Below are 19,464 nucleotides of genomic sequence, written 5' to 3'. Positions count from 1 at the left end.
TCGCTCGACCGCGACACCGAACGCCGGCCTCACTCCGAGGGCTCGCCCTGCAGGTCGATCAGCGGGATCGCCATCGTGATGGGGCGGATGCCCGACAGCTTCGACGGCTGCAGCTGGGCCATGACGGCCTCGCGGCTCATGAGCCCGGTCTCGACGACCAGGTCGGCGACGGGTCGACCGGTCTTCAACGCGAGCTTGGCGAGGGTGGATGCCTCGGTGTAGCCGATGAACGGGATGAGCGCCGTGATGACGCCGACGCTCGACGCCACCATCGCCTCGAGCCGTTCGACGTTCGCGGTGATGCCGTCGACGCAGTTGACGCGGAGGGTCCAGCACGCCTGGCGCATCCAGGTGATCGACTGCAGCAGCGAGTGCGCGATGACCGGCTCGAAGGCGTTCAGCTGCAGCTGGCCGCTCTCGGCGGCCATCATGACCGTCACATCGGCGCCGGCGACGGCGTAGGCCACCTGGCTGACCGCCTCGGGGATGACCGGGTTGACCTTGCCGGGCATGATGCTCGAACCCGCCTGCCGCGGCGGCAGGTTGATCTCGCCGAACCCGGCCTGCGGACCCGACGAGAGCAGGCGCAGGTCGTTGCAGATCTTCGAGAGCTTGATCGCGCTGCGCTTGAGGGCGCTCGAGAACGTCATGAAGACGCCGGTGTCGCTCGTCGCCTCGATGAGGTCGGGGGCGGACACGAGGCGGAGCCCCGTGATCGCGCTCAGGTGCCGCACCGCGGCCGCCGCATAGCCGGGGTCGGCCGTGATGCCGGTGCCGATCGCGGTCGCGCCGAGGTTCACCTCGGAGAGCAGCTTGATCGTCTCGCTCAGGCGCTCGTGGTCTTCGCCGAGCGTCGTCGAGAAGCTGTGGAACTCCTGTCCGAGCGTCATCGGCACGGCGTCCTGCAGCTGCGTGCGACCGACCTTCAGCACCTCGTGGAACTCGTGCCCCTTGCGTCCGAACGAGACGCGGAGCAGGTCGAGCTCGCGGAGCATGGTCGTCAGCGAGAACGTCATCGCGAGCTTGACGGCGGTCGGGTACGTGTCGTTCGTCGACTGGCTGCGGTTGACGTCGTCGATCGGGTGCAGCACGTCGTAGCGGCCCTTGGGGTAGCCGGCGATCTCGAGCGCGAGGTTCGCGATGACCTCGTTGGCGTTCATGTTCGTCGAGGTGCCGGCGCCGCCCTGGATGACCCCGACGACGAACTGCTCGTGGTGCTCGCCGTCGATGACGCGCTGGCACGCGTCGTCGATCCACGCGGCCTTCTGGTCGGTGAGCACGCCGACCTCGCGGTTGGCCCGGGCTGCGGCCTGCTTGACCGAGGCGAGCGCGACGATGAGATCGGGGTAGACCGAGATCGGCCGCTTCGAGATCGGGAAGTTCTCGAGCGCACGCATCGTGTGCACGCCCCAGTAGGCGTCTGCCGGCACCTCGACCGAACCGAGGGAGTCGGTCTCCGTGCGGGTCGGCGGCTTCGCACCGCTGCCGACGAGCGTCGGATCGGTGTACGTGTCGTCGGTGGACTCGGGCTCGTGCATCTCTTCCTCCACGGAGTCGTGCGCGAGTGGACGTCGTGGGTGCCGACGCCCCCGCAGCCGGCTCCATCGCCTGGGGTTCTGCGCGGGATCGCCGCGCTCGTACTCGACATCGAGCCTATCGTCGCGGTCGACCCGTCGACCGGCTCCTGGCGGAGTCACCGACGACTCACGCAATCGGTTTCGTACCAGAATGCCGCCGATGCAAGGGCATGGATCCGACTGTCGACGAGACCTTGACGAAATCGATTTCATGTCCTTTACTGGTCGAGGATTCACTCGACGACGAGAGGGAGCACGTGCCCGGTGTGCGAAGACGATTGGCCGCGGCCGCGCTGGTCGCATTCGGCGCGGTGCAGCTCGCCGCCTGCACGAGCGGCGATGACGCGATGACCGGCGGCTCCCCCGACTCGGAGTTCGTGATCGACGGCGTCGACGCCGTCGAGCGCATCGCCAGGCTGACCGGTCCCGACGCCGTCAACGACACCGCCTCGGCCATGGTGGCCGGCACGGATCTCGGCTCGATGTTCGAGGCTGGCGATCGCCTGTGGTTCGTCTTCGGCGACACGTTCGGCGAGCGCCCCGACGATGCGATCGGCGGCACGGGCGGCATCTGGCGCTCGAACGTGCTCGCGACCTCGACCGATGACGACCCGAGCGACGGCATCGCCTTCGACGGCTTCGTGACCGACGAACTCGGCTGGGCGATCGAGCCGCTCGCCTCCGAGAAGCGCGACGGCGTCGAGATGACCGTCATCCCGACGTACGGGTTCGAGGCGAACGACGACCTCTACCTGCACTTCATGTCGGTGCGGCACTGGGGCGACCCCGGCGAATGGGAGACCAACTTCGCCGGGCTCGCGCGCTCCACCGACGACGGTGCGACCTGGGAGAAGCTCGACGACGTCACCTGGCCGGGCGACGGCGGATTCCAGCAGGTGAGCGTCGCACAGGTGGGCGACGAGCTCTACTTCTGGGGCATCCCGTCGGGCCGGCTCGGCAGCGTGCAGCTCATGAAGGTGCCCGAGGCATCCGTCGACGACCTCGGCGCCTACCGCTACTTCGCCGGCACGGATGACTCGGGGACGCCGAGCTGGTCGGACGACGCCGACGACGCCGCGACCGTGATCGACCGCGCAACGGGCGAACTCTCGGTGCAGTGGAATCCCGGCCTCGAGCGCTGGGTGATGACGACGATGATCGACAACGCCGACGCCGCCCTGTACGAGGGCATCACGCCGTGGGGCCCGTGGAGCGACCCCGTCACGCTGATCACCCAAGACGAGCTCCCCGGCCTCTACGCACCGTATCTCGCACCCCGATTCATGTCGGACGACGGTCGCACGATGTACTTCACCCTGTCGGAATGGGGCCCGTACAACGTCTTCTGGTACCGACTCGACCTCGCCACAGCCGGCTAGGTCGTCACGCCGAGGCCCGACCGGGCCTTCGTTCAAGGAGGAACACATGCACAAGAGTCGAATGCGCCGGGCAGCACCGGTCGCACTCATCGCGGCGGCCGCCCTCGTCCTGGCGGGCTGCAGCCCGTCGAGCGGGCCCGCCACGCAAGACGGCAAGACGGTCGTCACGTTCTGGCAGCAGAAGTTCGAGGACTACCAGCAGGCGTGGTTCAAGGAGCAGGTCGCCGCGTACAACGACTCGCAGGACGACGTGGTCGTCAAGCTCGAGGTCGTGCCGGCCGACACCTGGGACCAGAAGCTGAAGGCGGCCCAGGCCGCAGGCAAGGCACCGGATATCGCGACGACGAGCTACGGCCGCATCATGCCGGGCGTGGCCATCGGCCAGTTCGCCCAGCTCGACGAGCTGATCGATCCCGCCGCGCTCGACGACATCCAGCCCAACGTGCGGGAGTTCGTCACGACCGACGAGGGCACCTTCGCCTACCCCTTCCTCGTCGAGCCGTCGACGGTGCTGTTCTACCGCACCGACCTCTTCCAGGCGGCCGGCCTCGACCCCGCCAACCCGCCGAAGTCGTGGGACGAGCTCATCGCCGCAGCGCGTGCGCTCACCACCGACGGCGTCTACGGCATGAACATCGCCCAGACCGCGGCCGATCTCGGCTGGTCGAGCTGGGGCCTGCAGTACAACGCCGCCGGGCACCTGCCGGTCGCCGACGACTGGTCGTCGGCCGACGCGACCGACCCCGCCTACGTCGACCTCGCGAACTTCTACCGCACCCTGTACAGCGAGAAGCTCATGCCGCAGGAGGCCGCGTATCCCTACGCGGACTGCGCACCGTTCGGCGAGGGCCAGGTCGCGATGTCGGCCTGCGGTTCGTGGGCGATCGGCCAGCTGACGAACGACTACGCCGACGTCATCCCGAACACCGCCGTCGCCGCGTTCCCGTCGATCGACGGCGACCCCTCGAAGCCGACGGCGACGCTCGGCGGCTGGACCCTCACGGTCGACGGCAAGTCGAAGGTGCAGCAGGAGGGTGCCGACTTCATCTCGTGGCTGCTCGCCGGCGACACCGATCACATGGTCGACTTCTTCAAGACGAGCGGATTCTCGAAGTACCCCGCGCGCATCTCGGTCGCGGAGGCCCTCGCGGCCGACCCCGAGGCATCCGCGAACCCGTTCATGCAGACGGTCTCCGAGGACATCGTGCCGTTCGCGAAGGCCGAGCCGACCTACCCGTGGGAGATCGCCCTGTCGTTCGCGACCGCGATCGAGAAGTCGATGCGCGGCGAAGACGTGCAGGCAGCGCTCGAGACGGCGAACACCGAGATCGACGGCATCATCGAGAAGCAGAAGCTGGCCGGCACGGCTCCGTGAGCCTGCCCTCGTTCTGAACCGCACTGCGGAGCCGGCACCGGGCGCGCCCCGGGCCGGCTCCGCCTGAGGAGGATCCATGTCCGCCATCCAGGCCAACCCCCAACCCGCCGTCTTCGAAGAGGAGGCCGCGCTCATCGGCGCCGACGCCGCCCGCGCGAAGCGCCGTCGACCCGGGCGTCTCAACCGTTCGAACCGGGCCGCCTACCTGATGCTCGCGCCGATGGTCGTGCTCCTCGGGATCTTCGTCTGGTACCCGCTCGCCAACTCGATCTACCTGAGCACCTTCGAGATCAGCTTCTACCAGGATCCCGTCTTCGTGGGATTCCAGTTCTACGAGTACGTGCTCACCGCCCCGAAGTTCTGGAACTCGATCTGGGTGGGCTTCTGCCTCGTGCTCCTCGTCGTTCCGGCGCAGCTCGTGATCGCCTTCCTCGTCGCGAGCCTGCTGCGAGTGCTGAACGGCCGGCTCGCCGGGTTCCTCAAGACGACCATCTACGTGCCGACCGTCGTCTCCTTCGTCGTCGCGTCGATCATCTTCGTGTTCATCTACCGTGAGCGCGGAGGCCTCCTGAACGGCGTGCTCGGCTGGTTCGGCATCGACCCGATCGCGGTGCTCTCCAACCCCGACCTCGCGCTCGGCGGCATCGCGGTGCCCGCGCTCTGGATCGGCGTCGGCGTGACGACGCTCATCATGCTCGCCGGCATGCTCGACATCCCCGACAGCTACTACGAGGCGGCCGAGCTCGAAGGCGCCGGCTACCTCCAGAAGACGCGGTACATCACCCTGCCGTTGCTGAAGAACGTCTGGCTGTTCCTCCTCGTCACGCTCGTGACGGCGACCATCCAGCAGTTCGAGCTGCCGCTCGTCATGACCTTCGGCGGACCGTACGAGTCGACCACGACGCCGAACCTCTACATCTTCAACCAGTTCAAGGATCCGACGCCGTACGCCACGAGCTTCTCCCTGACCGCGGCCCTGCTCCTCTTCGTGGTGCTCGGCACGATCAGCGCCCTCATCTTCCGCTTCGTCAAGTCCGACAAGGCGATCGACGGCTGACGCCGAGCGATGCCGCCGAGAGAGCACCAATGAGAACACGCATTCCCGCCACCGTCACCCGATACCTCCTCGTCGGGCTCATCGCACTGTCGTGCCTGCTGCCGCTCGCCTGGATGGCGATCGCCGGCTTCAAGGGCAAGACCGAGGTGCTCCGCACGCCGTTCCAGTTCTTCCCCGACATGTGGATCCTCGACAACTACGCGGCGATCCTCTCCGACCAGGCGTTCCTGCGGGCGATGGGCGTCACGTTCATCGGCGCGCTCGCGTTCACCGCACTGAGCCTCGCGGTCAACTCGCTCGCCGCCTACGTGTTCGCGCGCCTCGACTTCGCCGGGCGGCGCTTCTTCTGGATCTACTGCCTCGCGCCGATGTTCATCCCGGGCATGGCGATCCTGCTGACCTCCTTCGTCGTGGTCTCGCAGCTCGGCATGCTCGACACGCTGTGGGTGCTCATCATCCCCGGCGCGGCGAGCTCGTTGCAGATGTTCTTCATCCGCCAGTTCTATCTGAGCGTGCCGGTCGCGATGGAGGAGGCAGCCCTCCTCGACGGCGCCAACCGCTGGCAGATCTTCCTGCGCATCTTCCTCCCGCAGTCGCAGGCGCCCTTCGTCATCGTCGGCGTCGCGTCGTACCTCGTGTACTGGAACGCCTACGTGTGGCCCGTGCTGACCATCTCGGCGAATCAGGACCTGTACCAGATCATGCAGGTGCTCCGGAGCTTCATGGCCGAGCGAAGCACCGAGTGGGGTCTGCTGATGGCGGGATCGACGATCGCCGCATTGCCGACCATCATCCTCGTGCTCGTGTTCCAGCGGTACATCGTGAACGGGATCCGCATCGCCGGCATGAAGTAGGGGTCGATGCGCGGATGCTGCGAGGCATCCGTGCATCGTCGCGCCCACCCGCCTGCAATCGGTTTCGCACTCGGTCGAATCTGCGGTATCGGGATTCCTTCGATGTCTTGACGAAATCGATTTCATTCGCTTGACTGGCCGCACGGTCGAGACCGTTCCGACCGTTCCGTTCAGTGCGATGAAGGACCGAAAGGAATCACCATGGCGAGAACCATCCACCCAGCCTCACCGCTCGGCATCGAGCTCTCACGCCGACGGGCGCTGCAGGCGCTCGGCCTCGTGGCGCTCACGCCGGCCGCGCTCTCGCTCGCAGGGTGCGCCCCCGAAGGTGGAGGCGGCGGTTCCGACGACCCCCTGTCGGGCACCCTCACCTTCGTCTACATGGGCGACGCCGACCAGCAGAAGGCGTTCAAGCAGCTCTTCGAACTCTTCAACGAGCAGTACCCCGACATCGAGCTCAAGGCCCAGGGCATCCCCTCGGGCAATTGGGCCACCTTCTCCAACGCCGTCGCCACGAAGATCGCGGGCGGCGCGAAGATCGACATCATCCAGATCGCCACCGAGGGGCAGCGCCTGTTCTCGTCGAAGAAGGGACTGCTGCATCCGCTCGAAGACCTCATCGCGCAGGACCAGAAGGTCGTCGACGAGTACTGGTCGGACTGCAACCCCAACCTGAAGACCTGGAACACCGAGTACGCCTCCCCCGACGGCAAGACCTACTTCATGCCCGGCGGGTTCAACACCATGTGCCTCTACGCGAACAAGGACGTCTTCGCGGCGGCCGGCGCGGAGCTGCCGGCGGCCGACTGGACGTGGGACGACTTCGTCGCCGCGGGCACGCTCATCAAGGAGAAGACCGGCGCGTTCCTCGTCCCCGCGGCATCGGGCTACTTCACCGACGTGATGCCGTGGCTCACGACCAACGGAGCGAGCACCTTCGACGCCGAGTGGTCGACCCCGAGCTACGACACGGATGCCGCGATCGAGTCCGCCGAGTTCGTACGGGGACTCGTCGAGCAGGGCCTCGCTCCCGAGCCCGGCGGCCAGTTCGACGCCGGGGTGCAGCTGCAGAAGGGCGAGCTCGCGACCCTCGGCGGCGGCCGCTGGCCGACCCTCGGCATGCGCGACCTCGACATGGTCGACAAGGTGCGCATCGTCAACTGGCCGACACGGGCCGGCAACGGCTCCCCCGTCGGATGGGACGCGTGGCCGATCACCGAGTCGTCGCAGAACAAGCAGGCGGCCTGGACCTTCATCAAGTTCCTCATCTCGAAGGAGGCGAGCGAGTACTTCGCGACGATCGGCGGCACGATCGTGCCGGCTCGCAACTCCGTCGCGAACAGCGCCGCGTTCACCGACAACGCCCCAGAGGGCAGTCCGCTGCTCTCCGAGGCGATGTCGTTCGCGACGCCGATCCCCTCGCCCGACCGCGGCGCCGAGTGCCAGAAGATCATCGAGGAGGCCTGGCTGTCGGTGATCTCGGGCAACCAGAAGGCATCCGTCGCCCTGCCCGCGGCGAACGAGAAGCTCGCCGAACTGGTGCCGTGACCCTCTCGCTCAAGGGCGCGACCGCGGTCCGCGCGAATCCGCGCGCGGACCGCCCGGGCCCGCGACGCCAGCTCGCGGGCTACCTGTTCGTGAGCCCGGCACTGCTGCTCTTCCTCGTCTTCGTCGCCGGCCCCTTCGTCTTCGCGATCGTGCTGAGCTTCATGTCGTGGGACCTGCTCACCCCGGCCACGTTCGTGGGCCTCGAGAACTTCGCGACGCTCTTCGCCGACCCGGTGCTCGCGACGGTGCTCGGCAACACCGTGGTGTTCTCGATCGCCTCGGTCGTGCTGCACGTCGTCTTCGGGCTGCTGCTCGCGCTCGCCGTCAACCGGCGCATGAGCCGCTGGCTCAGCTACCTCGTGCGCACCTCGGTGTTCTTCCCCTTCCTCATCTCGTGGGCGGCCGTGGCCCTGCTCTGGAAGTACATCTTCGACCCGACGTTCGGGTTCGTCTCGTACTACCTGGGGCTCGTGGGCATCGACATGCCCTCGCTCTTCACCGACCCGGCGTGGGCGCTGCCGGCGATCATCTTCATCGACTTCTGGCACACGATCGGCTTCACCTTCGTGATCATGCTCGCGGGCCTCCAGACCGTGCCGAGGGAGCTCGTCGAGGCCGCCCAGACCGACGGGGCGAACCGCTGGCAGGCGTTCTGGAACGTCACGCTCCCGATGATGAGCCCGACGCTGTTCTTCGCGACGGTGATCACGTTCATCGGCGCGTTCCAGATCTTCGACCCGATGCAGATCATCACGAGGGGCGGGCCCGACAACTCGACGAAGACCATCGTCATGTACCTCTACGAGCAGGGCTTCGAGTCGTTCCAGATCGGGTACGCCTCGGCCATCGCGATCCTCGTCTTCATCATCATCATGGCCGTCACCGGCCTGCAGTTCTGGGGCTCGAGGAAGTGGGTGCACGAATCATGACCGGCTCGCGTCAACGCCGTCGCTGGACCACGGGCTCCATCGTGCTCGACGTCGTGCTGTTCGTCTTCGCGGTGCTCATGATCGCGCCGCTCGTCTGGCTCGTCAGTACGAGCTTCATGCCCTCGACCGAGGCGTTCGGCCTGCCGCCGAGCTGGCTGCCGATCCCGTTCACGTTCGAGAACGTGCTCGAGGTCGAGCAGTACATCCCGTTCTGGCGCATGTTCGGCAACTCGGTGCTGCTCGCGGTCGCCACGACGCTCGGGTCGCTGTTCGTCAGCGTGCTCGCGGCCTACGGGTTCTCGCGGCTGCGGTTCCGGGGCAGTCGCCTGATGCTCATCGTCATGCTGGGCGCGCTCATGGTGCCGGCCCAGCTGCTCGTCATCCCCATCTTCGTGATGATGCGCAACCTCGGCCTCATGGACACGCTCGCCGCCCTGTGGCTGCCGGCGCTCATCAACGTGTTCCAGATCTTCTTCCTCACCCAGTACTTCAACTCGGTGCCGCGGGAACTCGACGAGGCGGCGGTGATCGACGGCGCGGGCCACGGCTGGATCCTGTTCCGCATGCTCGTGCCGCTGTCGTCGCCGGCGATCACGGCGCTCGCGATCCTCGCGTTCGAGGCCTCCTGGAACAACTACTTCGGCCCGCTCATCTTCCTGTCGACACCCGAGAACATGACACTGCCGCTCGGACTGGTGACGCTCCAGAGCGGGTTCGGTTCGGCGCCCGCGGTCGTCGTCTTCGCCGCGATCACCCTCGTCGTGGTCCCCGTGCTCGTGCTGTTCCTCGTCTTCCAGCGCAACTTCGTCTCGAGCATCGCGTCGACGGGCATCAAGGGATGACGAGCTCGCAGGAGACGCCGGCCGAGGCCTCGCTCACGAACGAGGCGCGGGCGCACCTGCGTCGCACCTGGCAGGCCCTGCCGACGGCGGCGGTCAGCGGATGCCTCGCCCTCGCGGTCGTGGTCGGTGCACTGCTCATCGCGCCCGGGTTCTCGCCCGCGACGATGCTGCTGCTGGCGATCGGCCTCGCGCCGGTGCTCGCGGCGACGGTCGGGGTGTTCCTCGAGCGCGACCCGGCATCGGGTGCGGATCTCCGGGCGCTCCGGCACCAGCTGCGGCGCATGCTCCGCCCGTCGCTCGCCGTCGCGGGGCCGCCAGGGCTCGCGCTCGCCCTCGCCGTGCTCGCACTCGAGGTGCACCGGCAGACGCACTGGGCCGGCTGGCTCGTCTCGCTGGCCGCCGCCGGCGCTGCGGCGGTCGTGACGACGCTCGCCGCCGTACCCGCGCTCGTGCTGCGGGCACGGGAGCCCGACACGGCGGCCCGTCGGATCTGGGTGCGTTCGATGCGGGCGACGGCGCGGCATCCGCTGGCCGCCGTGGCGGTCGTCATCGTCGCCGTCGCGGCGACCTGGCTCGTCGGCACGTCGACGACGCTCGCCGTCGTGCTCGTGCCCGCGCCGGTCTGCGCGTGCGTCGCGTTCGCCGGACGCACCGTCTACGCGCGCGCCTGAGAGCACGTCAGCGCGGCTCGATGTCGAGCGGTCGCAGGCCGAACCAGTACGAGGAGATGCCGGCAGGGGCGCACGGGCAGACGTTCGACTGCACCCACATGCTGCGGCCGTCGTCGGAGATGAACTTCGACGGGATCGTCGTGCCGTAGCCGCCCATCTCCGCATCGGTCCACGGGTACGGGCCGAAGTCGCGCGAGAGGAACAGCTCGAACGGCCCCCATGGCGCCTTCGCCGCCGAGAACTCGAAGGTGAGCTCGGTCCACGAGGTGTAGAGGTAGAGCCCGAGCGGCTCGTCGAAGGTCACGCCGCCCTGCGAGATGACGGAGAGGTTCGAGGCGCCGACGGTCTGTCCGTCATCGGCCGCGGCATCCGACGGGTGCTGCACCCGCTCGTCGTGCAGCACGGCGACGCGATCGGCGAGGTCGGTGCTCCAGCTCGGCTCGTCGCCGTCGAGGCCGGCGAAGAACTCCCAGGCGCCGCGGTCCTGCACCGCGTCCTGCGGCACCCGGGCGAGCCAGAGGTCGACCGGGTCGGGCACGGAGTCGTCGAACGAATCGCGCCAGTTGCCGTCGAGGCCGTAGGCATAGAGGTAGCCGTCGGGAGCGTGCTCGGCGTCCTTGCCGAAGTCGGCGAACATGATCGTCGTGAACACGTGATCGTCGAACATCGGCGCCGTCGTGTCCCACTCCCAGGTGCGGCCCTTGTCGTGCGAGACGGCGATCGTCGCGGCCGGCGCCTCGTTGAAGTCGGAGCGCAGGTCCTGCACGGCGAGGTAGAGGTCGCCGTCCACGCAGGCCATCCCGGTCGGCTTCCGCGTGAATCCCTCGCCCGACCAGACCTGGCCGACGTCGTCGCCCAGCGCGAGCGCTTCGCCGGTGAGTTCGTCGAGCCCGCCGTCGATGCGGTTCACGACGATGTCGGAGAACTCGTCGCCGAAGCCCGAGCCGTCGCCGTTCGCCGCATAGATCGCGTCGTCGTCGGCCCAGCAGTTGGGCCACAGGTCGCCGTCGGAGATGCCGATCTTCGTGGGCGCATCGCCGACGGATGCCGCGGCGACGACGGGATTGTCGGCGACGAAGCCCTCGCCCGCGACCACCGGTTCACCGGCCGCACAGCCCGCGAGCACGGCGACGGCCACGAGGCATCCGGTGCCGAGGAGCGACGCCGACCTGGAACGCGACTCGCGGCCCATCGCTCAACCCTGCGGGGCGCGCGGCGGCTGCGCACCGATGTCGGGCACGGGCGCGGTGCCGAGGTGCACCTCCATGGCGTCGGCGTCGGGGGCGGCCGGACGGTTCGCGACCGGCCGATCGAGGTAGAACACGGCGGTCGAGGCGATGTCGTCCTGCAGCGGGAGGTAGCGCCAGCCGCTGCGCCAGCCGAGCGCCTGCACGTCGATCTTCGACATGCGCTCGTGGAAGACGATCGGGTCGGGCAGGTGCCACCGGTACATGCCGAAGCGCTGCTGGCTGATGTAGAGCCCGTCGGGCCGGATCACCTGGGGCATGCCGAGGTACGGCGTCGAGAACTCCGTGTAGCCCTGCCCCGGCACGTCGAAGTTCCAGGCACCGCCGAAGTAGTCCTCGGTGCCCGTGCCGCAGATCGTCGGGTACTCGTCGTCGTCGTCGAAGTAGAACTTCAGCTCGCCCTCGCCCCACCAGCCGTTGCTGTTGACGCCCCACGCGAGATAGGTGCCCACGTAGTGCCCGTGCCCTTCGACCCCCTCGAGGATCGTGTGGGTCGTCGCGGACTCGAGCACGTTGCTGCGGCGCCACTGCGCGTGGAAGTAGGCGTCGTCGCCCGGCTCGTCGCGCTCCTCGTAGGTGACCTGGTAGTAGACGACGACGTCGACCACCGAGGTGTTCTCGACGGTCAGCAGGGCGCCGTCGCGGAACGGCATCGGCCAGTACGAGTTGAACCCGCCGTGCGGGTTCGCGGCGATGACCTGCGAGTCGACCTGGGCGAAGACGCCCCAGCCGTTGCAGAAGAAGTCGCCGTAGGGCACCTCGACGGCCGGCTCGGCGGCGCCGTCCCAGTAGGCCCGCAGCACGAGCGTGCGCCAGTTGTCGGAGTGCGTCGTGATCCAGATGTGCGTGATCTTGCCCGGTCCGTCGATCGAGGCCAGGTCGAAGGTGTCGCCGGCCTTCACGACGACGCTCGGCGAGACCTTCCAGCCGACGCCGAGATCGCGGGATGCCGCGCGGCCGGTGCCCTCGGTCGCGCGCCCGCCGCCGCCCGCCGCCCCGTCGAAGTTCTCGGGGCTGATCGAGCGAGTGCGAACGGATCGCAGGCCGGCGATGTCGGAATGGTCCACGGTGGTGTCTCCCTCCGCGCAGCGGGGCGAGCTTTCGACGACGCCGTCCGCCTGCACTGTTGGAATCGATTTCAGGCAAGTAGTGTTCACTGTAGGGAGAACGCCGGAGCCTGTCAACGCACCGGACGGGCCCGCAGAACGGAGGGTGCCGTGGCCACCATCTACGAGGTCGCACGCCTCGCCGGAGTGTCTCCGGCGACCGTTTCGCGCGTCTTCAACGGCACGAGCGTGTCGGCCGAGAAGGCGAAGCTCGTGCGCGATGCCGCCGACCACCTGGCGTACACGCCCAACCGCACGGCGCGCACCCTGCGGCGCCAGCACAGCGAGGTGATCGCGCTCATCATCCCCGACATCGAGAACCCGTTCTTCACCTCGCTCGCCCGCGGCGTCGAGGACGCGGCGCGCGCCGCCGGCTATTCGGTCGTGCTCTGCAACTCCGACGAGGACGTCGCGAAGGAGGCCCAGTACATCGACATCGCGGTGCTCGAGAACATGGCGGGGGTCATCATCGCCGCCGCGAGCGACGACAGCGACCTGCATCCGCTGCTCTCGCGCTCGCGCCCCGTCGTCGCGGTCGACCGCGGCCCGCACGGCCTCGACATCGACGCCGTCATGGTCGACAACCGCTCGGGCGGCGCCGCCGCGACCGCGGCGCTCGTCGCGCACGGCTTCACCAGGATCGGCTGCATCACCGGACCGAACGACGTCGAGACCGCGCAGCACCGGGCCGACGGCTGGCGCGACGCCCTCCGGGCCGGAGGGCTCGACGTCGACGAGCGACTGCTCGCGCACGCGAACTACCGCGTCGACGGCGGGCGCGCCGCGATGCAGCGGCTGCTCGCGCTGCCCGATCCCCCCGACGCCGTCTTCGCCGCCAACAACCTCATGAGCGTCGGCGCCCTGCAGGTGCTCTACGCCGCCGGCATGACGCCCGAGTCCTTCGGCTTCGCCGCCTTCGGCGACCTGCCGTTCGCTGCGCTCGCACCCGCGGGCATGACCGTCGTGCACGTGCCCGCGCGGGCCATGGGCAAGACCGCCGCGACGATGCTGCTCGGCCGCATCGCGGGCGACGACGGACCCCCGCGCACCGTGGTGCTGCGCAACGAGGTCTCGGTGAACCCCGAGCAGGCACTGGCGCACGTGATCTGACGCTGCTCCCCCGCAGCATCCGTTCGTTTCGTCCGCTTGCGCGTGAAATCGATTTCTGCAACGCTGTGATCTATCCGGATCGAGGAGGATCGCGAATGGCAGTACGGGCGGTGCTGGGTGTCGACATCGGCACGTCGAGCAGCAAGGGCGTGCTCGTCGATCTCGACGGCTCCGTGCTCCGCAGCGCCGTGCGCGAGCACGAGGTGCAGCGTCCGGCTCCCGGCCACGTCGAGATGGACGCCGCCGTCTGGTGGCAGGAGTTCGTCTCCCTCGCCCGAGAACTCGCCGGTCCCGACGTGGAGATCGCCGCCGTCGGCGTCAGCGGCATGGGGCCGTGCGTGCTCGTGACCGACGCCGCGGGCACGCCGCTGCGCCCGGCCGTCCTCTACGGCGTCGACACCCGCGCGAGCGCGCAGATCGTCGAGCTCGAGCAGCGCCTCGGCACCGCCGCGATCGCCGAGCGCGGCGGCGCGAGCCTCAGCTCGCAGGCCGCGGGGCCGAAGCTCGCGTGGATCGCGGAGAACGAGCCGGCGGTGGCCGCCGCCGCCACGCGGCTCTTCATGCCGGCGTCGTGGCTCGCCTTCCGCCTGACCGGCGCATACGTGCTCGATCACCACTCGGCGAGTCAGTGCTGGCCGCTGTACGACCGGGCCGCAGGCACCTGGTACGAACCGTGGTGGGCCGAGATCTGCCCGTGGCTCGAGGCACCGGAGCTGCGCTGGGCCGGCGACCGGGCCGGAACCGTCGGAACGGACGCCGCCGCCGAGACTGGACTGCCGGTCGGCATCCCCGTCATCACCGGCACGATCGACGCCTGGTCGGAGGCCGTGAGCGTCGACGGCGTGCACCCCGGCGACCTGTTCCTGATGTACGGCACCACGATGTTCCTGATCGACACCGTGCCCGAACCCGTCACCTCGCCCACCCTCTGGGGCACGGCGGGCGTCGAGCCCGGCACGCACTCGCTCGCGGGCGGCATGGCCACCTCGGGAGCGGTCACGGGATGGCTCAGGGACCTCTTCGGCCGCCCCGATTACGCGACCCTCGTGGCCGAAGCCGCCGACTCCCCGCCGGGGGCATCCGGACTCCTCATGCTGCCCTACTTCGCCGGCGAGCGGACCCCGGTGCAGGACCCCGATGCGCGCGGCGCGATCCTCGGCCTGACGATCGAGCACACCCGAGGAGACCTCTACCGCGCGGCGCTCGAGGCGACCGCGTTCGCGGTTCGCCACAACATCGAGACCATGCGCCGCGACGGCGGGGACATCCGGCGCATCATCGCAGCGGGCGGCGGCACGCAGTCGGCGCTCTGGCCCCAGATCGTCTCGGATGTCACGGGGCTGGCGCAGGTGCTGCCGCGCGTGACGATCGGCGCGAGCTACGGAGCGGCGTACCTCGCCGCACGCACGGTCGCCGATGCCTCGATCGCGAGGTGGAACCCGCCGCAGACGACGATCCGCCCCGACCCGGGCCGCGCAGCGGGCTACGACGAGCTCTACGGGCTCTACCTCGGGCTCTACCCGGCGACGCGCGATGCGGCGCACCGCCTGGCCGGGCTGCAGCGCACCACGAGGGAGCGGCGATGAGCGCGACCGCCCCCGGCGCCGCGTGGGCGACCCGCCGTCGCGTGCTCGATGCGGACGCCCGTCCCGTCGCCTTCCCGCTCGGCGGCATCGGCACCGGCAACGTCTCGCTCGGCGCACGCGGAGAATTGCGCGACTGGGAGCTCGCGAACCGACCCGACAAAGGTGCGGCGCTGCCCTACAGCTCGTTCGCGATCCGTACTCGGGCGGGCGACGATGCGGCGTTCACGCGAGTGCTCGAGGCGATGCCCCGACCCCCGCTCGACGACGACCAGGGGCACGCCATCTCGGGGTTCGGGCTCCCCCGGCTTCGCGACACCCGCTTCCACGGCGAGTATCCCGTGGCCGGCGTCGAGTTCGTCGACGAGCGGCTTCCGGTGTCGGTGTTCCTCACGGCCTACACGCCGTTCGTCCCCCTCGACGTCGCCGATTCCGGCATCCCCGTCGCGGTGCTCGGCTACTCGGTGCGCAACGACGCCTCCGTGCCCGTCGACGTGGCGATCGCCGGCACGCTCACGAACCCCGTCGGCCATGTCGGCCGCGACATGCTGCACTTCCCGGTCTTCGAGGGCACGCCGTTCAACGAGGAGCGGCGCGGCGACGGCCTCACCGGCATCCGCTTCGGCAGCGACCTGCCGGGCGCCCACCCGCTCGCCGGCAGCGCGGCGCTCGCGACCGCCGACGACGGTGACGTCACGCTCACGCACCAGTGGGTGACGAGCGCCTGGCAAGACGGAATCCAGCGGTTCTGGAACGACTTCAGGGCCGACGGCCGGCTCGAACCCGAGACCAGGTTCACCCTCGACGACGAGGTGCACGACTGGATCCCCCGCTCCCGCACCGGCTCGCTCGCGATCTCCCGCACGCTCGCTCCCGGCGAGGAGCACGACTTCGAGTTCCTGCTCGCATGGCACTTCCCGAACCGGCCGCGCGCCTGGCAGGGCAACATCCGCCTCGACGACACGCACGCCGACCAGACCGTGCGCAACGACTACGCGAGCCGGTACGAGGATGCATGGGCCGTGGCCGCCGACGTCGCCGCGCGCCGGCCCGGGCTCGAGGCCGCGACCTTCGCCTTCCACGATGCGCTCCACGGCAGCTCCCTGCCCGACGAGGTCGTCGATGCGGCGAGCGCGACCCTCGTCGCGCTGCGCAGCACGACCTGCATGGTGCTCGAACGCGGTGTGTTCGCGGCGTGGGAGGGATCGTTCGACCACTCGGGCAGCTGCGAGGGCACGTGCACGCACGTGTGGAACTACGCGCAGGCCGCCGCCTGGCTCTTCCCGGCGCTCGAGCGCAGCGCCCGGCGCACCGAGTTCCTGCACGAGACCCGTGACGACGGCCGGATGAACTTCCGTGCCAACAGCGTCTTCGGCAACGAGCCGTGGGACTTCCATCCCGCCGTCGACGGGCAGCTCGGCACGATCGTGCGGCTCCACCGCGAGTGGCAGCTCGGCGCGGGCGACGAGTTCCTCCGCGAGCTCTGGCCGCACGCGGAGCGAGCCCTCGAGTTCGCGCTGCGCGAGTGGGATCACGACGGCGACCTCGTGCTCGAGCAGGTGCAGCACAACACCTACGACATCGAGTTCCACGGCGCGAACCCGCTCTCGGGGTCGATGCTCTACGCCGCGCTGCGGGCGGCGGCGGCGCTCTCGGGTCACCTCGGCGACGAGGCATCCGCTCGCCGCTACGCCGATGCCGCGACCGCGGGTGCCGCGCGCATGGACGAACTGCTCTTCAACGGCGAGTACTACGTGCAGCAGCTGCCACCGGGCGACGAGCACCGGTACCAGTTCGGCGACGGATGCCTCGCCGACCAGCTCTTCGGCCAGACCCTCGCCCATCTCACCGGGCTCGGCCACCTCTTCCCGCCGGCGCACGTGCGCAGCGCGGTCGCCGCGGTGCACCGGCACAACCTGCTCGATCGCGTCGCCGACCACGACAACGTGCAGCGCAGCTACGCCCTCGCTGACGACGGCGGTCTCGTGCTCTGCTCGTGGCCGCGCGGCGGGCGCCCTGCGCTGCCGTTCGTGTACTCCGACGAGGTGTGGACGGGCATCGAGTACCAGGTGGCGACGCACCTCGTCTACGAGGGCCTCGTCGACGAAGCCCTCGAGATCGTGCGCACGGTGCGCGCCCGCCACGACGGCGAGCGACGCAACCCGTGGAACGAGGCGGAGTGCGGCAACCACTACGCGCGTTCGCTCGCCGCCTGGGGGCTCGTCGTCGCACTCTCGGGCGCCCGGGCGAACGAGGCGCGCGGCGAGCTCGGCTTCGCGCCCGCGGTCGCCGGCGACTTCGCCTCGGTCTTCAGCTCGGGCACCGCGTGGGGCACGGTCCGCATCGCGGGCGGCAGCGTGGAGCTCACCGTGCTCGGCGGCCGTCTCGACGCGTCGACCGTCTCCGTGCGCCCGTTCGGCGCTTCGATCACAACCGCCTTCCAGACCTCGGGGCCGACGCCCACCGGCGGAGTCATCCGTTTCAGAACCGAGAACGAGTAGAGAGAGAACCATGACGCAGTACACCCTCCCCGTACGGCGGGAGCCGCGCACGGCCGCCGCGCAGACGGTCTACACCGTGGCTTCCGGCGACCTCAGGTTGAGCGCCAACGTCAAGTGCTGGCCGACGCAGCAGGGCCTCGAGGCCGACTTCGCCGCCGCCGTCGGCGAGCTCGGCTGGGCGGTCGAACGCGGCCACGGGGTCGACCCGGTCACGGGTCACGGTTTCATCGACAGCCAGCGCGCGGGCATCGAGGTGTTCAAGACGCTGCCGGCCGAGGCGCCGCTCGTCGTCGTCGAGGCGGTCTGGCAGTACAGCCACCACGTGCTCGCCGGTCTCCGCACCCACCGCGGGCCGATCCTCGTGGTCGCGAACTGGGCCGGTGACTTCCCCGGTCTCGTGGGCCTCCTGAACCTCACCGCGAGCCTCACCAAGGCCGGCGTCGAGTACTCGGCGCTCTGGAGCGCCGACTTCACCGACGAGTGGGCGAGGGCGAAGCTGGCCGAGTGGCTCGAGACCGGCCGCATCGAGCACGACCTGAGTCACGTGCGGGCGCTGCCCTCACTCGACGACTCCGCGGCCGAGGTCGCGCTCGGTCGCGCCCTCGCGGCCGAGCTCCGCGAGGAGAAGGCCATCGTCGGCGTCTTCGACGAGGGCTGCATGGGCATGTACAACGCGATCATCGACGACGAGATGCTGAACCCGCTCGGCATCTACAAGGAACGCCTCTCGCAGAGCGCCCTCCTCGCGGAGATGGCGCGCGTGAGCGACGCCGAGGCCGACGAGGCGTTCGCCTGGCTCGAGGACGCCGGGCTCGCCTTCCACTTCGGCACCGATGAGGCGACCGAACTCACGCGCGCCCAGGTGCAGAGCCAGCTGAAGATGTACATCGCCGCGGTGCGCATCTCCGACGACTTCGGACTCGACGCCGTCGGCATCCAGTACCAGCAGGGCCTGAAGGACATGGTTCCCGCCTCCGACCTCGCAGAGGGCCTGCTCAACAACGTCGAACGGCCGCCGGTGCGTTCGCGCGACGGCGAGCGCGAGCTCTACCCGGGCGCCGCGCTCCCCCATTTCAACGAGGTCGACGAGGGCGTGGCCGTCGACGCGCTCGTGACGAACCGCATCTGGAACGCGATGGGCTTCGACCCGGCGAACACGCTGCACGACATCCGCTGGGGCGAGGACTACGACGGCGAGTTCGTGTGGGTGTTCGAGATCTCGGGCTCGGTGCCGGCCAGTCACAACGGCGGCTACGACCGGTCGTACAGCATGCGTCAGCCGCCGATGTTCTTCCCGCTCGGCGGCGGCACCCTCTCGGGCGTTTCGAAGCCCGGCGAGATCGTCTGGTCGCGCGTCTTCGTGATGGACGGACGGCTGCACGTCGACCTCGGCCGCGGCTCCGTGCGCGAACTGCCGCCCGAGGAGACGCAGCGGCGCCTCGACGCGACCGACCCGCAGTGGCCGATCATGCACGCGGTGCTGCACGGCGTGAGCCGCGACCAGCTGATGGCGAGGCACAAGGCGAACCACGCGCAGGTCGCCTACGCACCGGATGCCGCGGCAGCCGATCGCGCACTGCTCGCGAAGGCGGCGCTCTTCGCCGAGCTCGGCCTCGACGTGCATCTCTGCGGAGACGTCGCGATCTGAGCGGCGACGCCAGGAGGGCCCGGCCCATCGGCCGGGC

At 69.4% G+C, this 19,464-nt stretch carries 15 protein-coding genes; 12 read left to right on the top strand and 3 right to left on the bottom strand.

From position 1 onward, the window contains the following. Positions 1–29: 29 nt before the first annotated feature. A complete protein-coding gene (locus ACFTQE_RS16680) occupies positions 30–1,538 on the bottom strand; it encodes an aspartate ammonia-lyase (protein ID WP_376926124.1) in 1,509 nt (502 codons plus the stop codon). A gap of 296 nt (positions 1,539–1,834) precedes the next feature. Here ACFTQE_RS16680 and ACFTQE_RS16675 point away from each other — a divergent pair, with 296 nt between their 5' ends. The 8 genes from ACFTQE_RS16675 to ACFTQE_RS16640 all read left to right on the top strand — a co-directional run bounded on the left by ACFTQE_RS16675 (position 1,835) and on the right by ACFTQE_RS16640 (position 10,232). Beyond that, positions 1,835–2,956, top strand: a complete 1,122-nt coding sequence (locus ACFTQE_RS16675) for a DUF4185 domain-containing protein (protein WP_376926123.1) — start codon at positions 1,835–1,837, stop codon at positions 2,954–2,956. A 46-nt stretch (positions 2,957–3,002) separates the two neighbouring features. Next, positions 3,003–4,331 carry an extracellular solute-binding protein gene (locus tag ACFTQE_RS16670; RefSeq protein ID WP_376926122.1) on the top strand — a complete coding sequence of 443 codons (1,329 nt, stop codon included), beginning with the start codon at positions 3,003–3,005 and terminating at the stop codon, positions 4,329–4,331. A gap of 76 nt (positions 4,332–4,407) precedes the next feature. Further along, positions 4,408–5,388, top strand: a complete 981-nt coding sequence (locus ACFTQE_RS16665) for a carbohydrate ABC transporter permease (protein WP_376926121.1) — start codon at positions 4,408–4,410, stop codon at positions 5,386–5,388. Positions 5,389–5,417: 29 nt separating this feature from the next. After that, the gene (locus ACFTQE_RS16660) at positions 5,418–6,242 is read left to right on the top strand and encodes a carbohydrate ABC transporter permease (protein WP_376926120.1); all 825 of its coding nucleotides are present in this window, start codon (positions 5,418–5,420) and stop codon (positions 6,240–6,242) included. Between the two features lie 201 nt (positions 6,243–6,443). Continuing rightward, positions 6,444–7,790, top strand: coding sequence for an ABC transporter substrate-binding protein (locus ACFTQE_RS16655; RefSeq protein ID WP_376926119.1), 1,347 nt, complete (start codon positions 6,444–6,446; stop codon positions 7,788–7,790). Further along, positions 7,787–8,719 (top strand): carbohydrate ABC transporter permease, encoded by a 933-nt coding sequence (locus ACFTQE_RS16650; RefSeq protein ID WP_376926118.1) that lies wholly within the window; start codon positions 7,787–7,789, stop codon positions 8,717–8,719. The genes ACFTQE_RS16655 and ACFTQE_RS16650 overlap by 4 nt, the downstream gene beginning before the upstream one ends. Beyond that, positions 8,716–9,561 (top strand): carbohydrate ABC transporter permease, encoded by an 846-nt coding sequence (locus tag ACFTQE_RS16645; protein ID WP_376926117.1) that lies wholly within the window; start codon positions 8,716–8,718, stop codon positions 9,559–9,561. Before ACFTQE_RS16650 ends, ACFTQE_RS16645 begins: the two co-directional genes overlap by 4 nt. Continuing rightward, the gene (locus ACFTQE_RS16640; protein WP_376926116.1) at positions 9,558–10,232 is read left to right on the top strand and encodes a hypothetical protein; all 675 of its coding nucleotides are present in this window, start codon (positions 9,558–9,560) and stop codon (positions 10,230–10,232) included. Before ACFTQE_RS16645 ends, ACFTQE_RS16640 begins: the two co-directional genes overlap by 4 nt. A gap of 7 nt (positions 10,233–10,239) precedes the next feature. Here the strand turns inward: ACFTQE_RS16640 and ACFTQE_RS16635 are convergent, their stop codons facing one another. Both ACFTQE_RS16635 and ACFTQE_RS16630 read right to left on the bottom strand, forming a co-directional pair. Next, positions 10,240–11,424 (bottom strand): DUF4185 domain-containing protein, encoded by a 1,185-nt coding sequence (locus ACFTQE_RS16635; protein ID WP_376926115.1) that lies wholly within the window; start codon positions 11,422–11,424, stop codon positions 10,240–10,242. A 3-nt stretch (positions 11,425–11,427) separates the two neighbouring features. After that, positions 11,428–12,546: a glycoside hydrolase family 172 protein gene (locus ACFTQE_RS16630; protein WP_376926114.1), complete on the bottom strand. Its 1,119-nt coding sequence runs from the start codon at positions 12,544–12,546 to the stop codon at positions 11,428–11,430. A 150-nt stretch (positions 12,547–12,696) separates the two neighbouring features. On the opposite strand from ACFTQE_RS16630, the gene ACFTQE_RS16625 reads away from it, so the two are divergent. From ACFTQE_RS16625 to ACFTQE_RS16610, 4 genes are all read left to right on the top strand, one after another. Continuing rightward, on the top strand, positions 12,697–13,695 hold the full coding sequence (locus ACFTQE_RS16625) for a LacI family DNA-binding transcriptional regulator (RefSeq protein WP_376926113.1): 999 nt from the start codon (positions 12,697–12,699) through the stop codon (positions 13,693–13,695). Between the two features lie 95 nt (positions 13,696–13,790). Then, entirely contained in the window at positions 13,791–15,281 is a 1,491-nt protein-coding gene (locus ACFTQE_RS16620; RefSeq protein WP_376926112.1) for an FGGY-family carbohydrate kinase, read from the top strand. Beyond that, entirely contained in the window at positions 15,278–17,779 is a 2,502-nt protein-coding gene (locus ACFTQE_RS16615; protein WP_376926111.1) for a GH116 family glycosyl-hydrolase, read from the top strand. The genes ACFTQE_RS16620 and ACFTQE_RS16615 overlap by 4 nt, the downstream gene beginning before the upstream one ends. A 10-nt stretch (positions 17,780–17,789) precedes the next feature. After that, a complete protein-coding gene (locus tag ACFTQE_RS16610) occupies positions 17,790–19,427 on the top strand; it encodes a fucose isomerase (RefSeq protein ID WP_376926110.1) in 1,638 nt (545 codons plus the stop codon). Positions 19,428–19,464 lie beyond the last annotated feature (37 nt).

The sequence above is a fragment of the Agromyces sp. NPDC056965 genome, assembly GCF_042673425.1.
Lineage (GTDB): Bacteria > Actinomycetota > Actinomycetes > Actinomycetales > Microbacteriaceae > Agromyces.
Note: the sequence above shows the minus strand (reverse complement) of the source record. Positions and strands in the feature narration are given on the sequence as shown.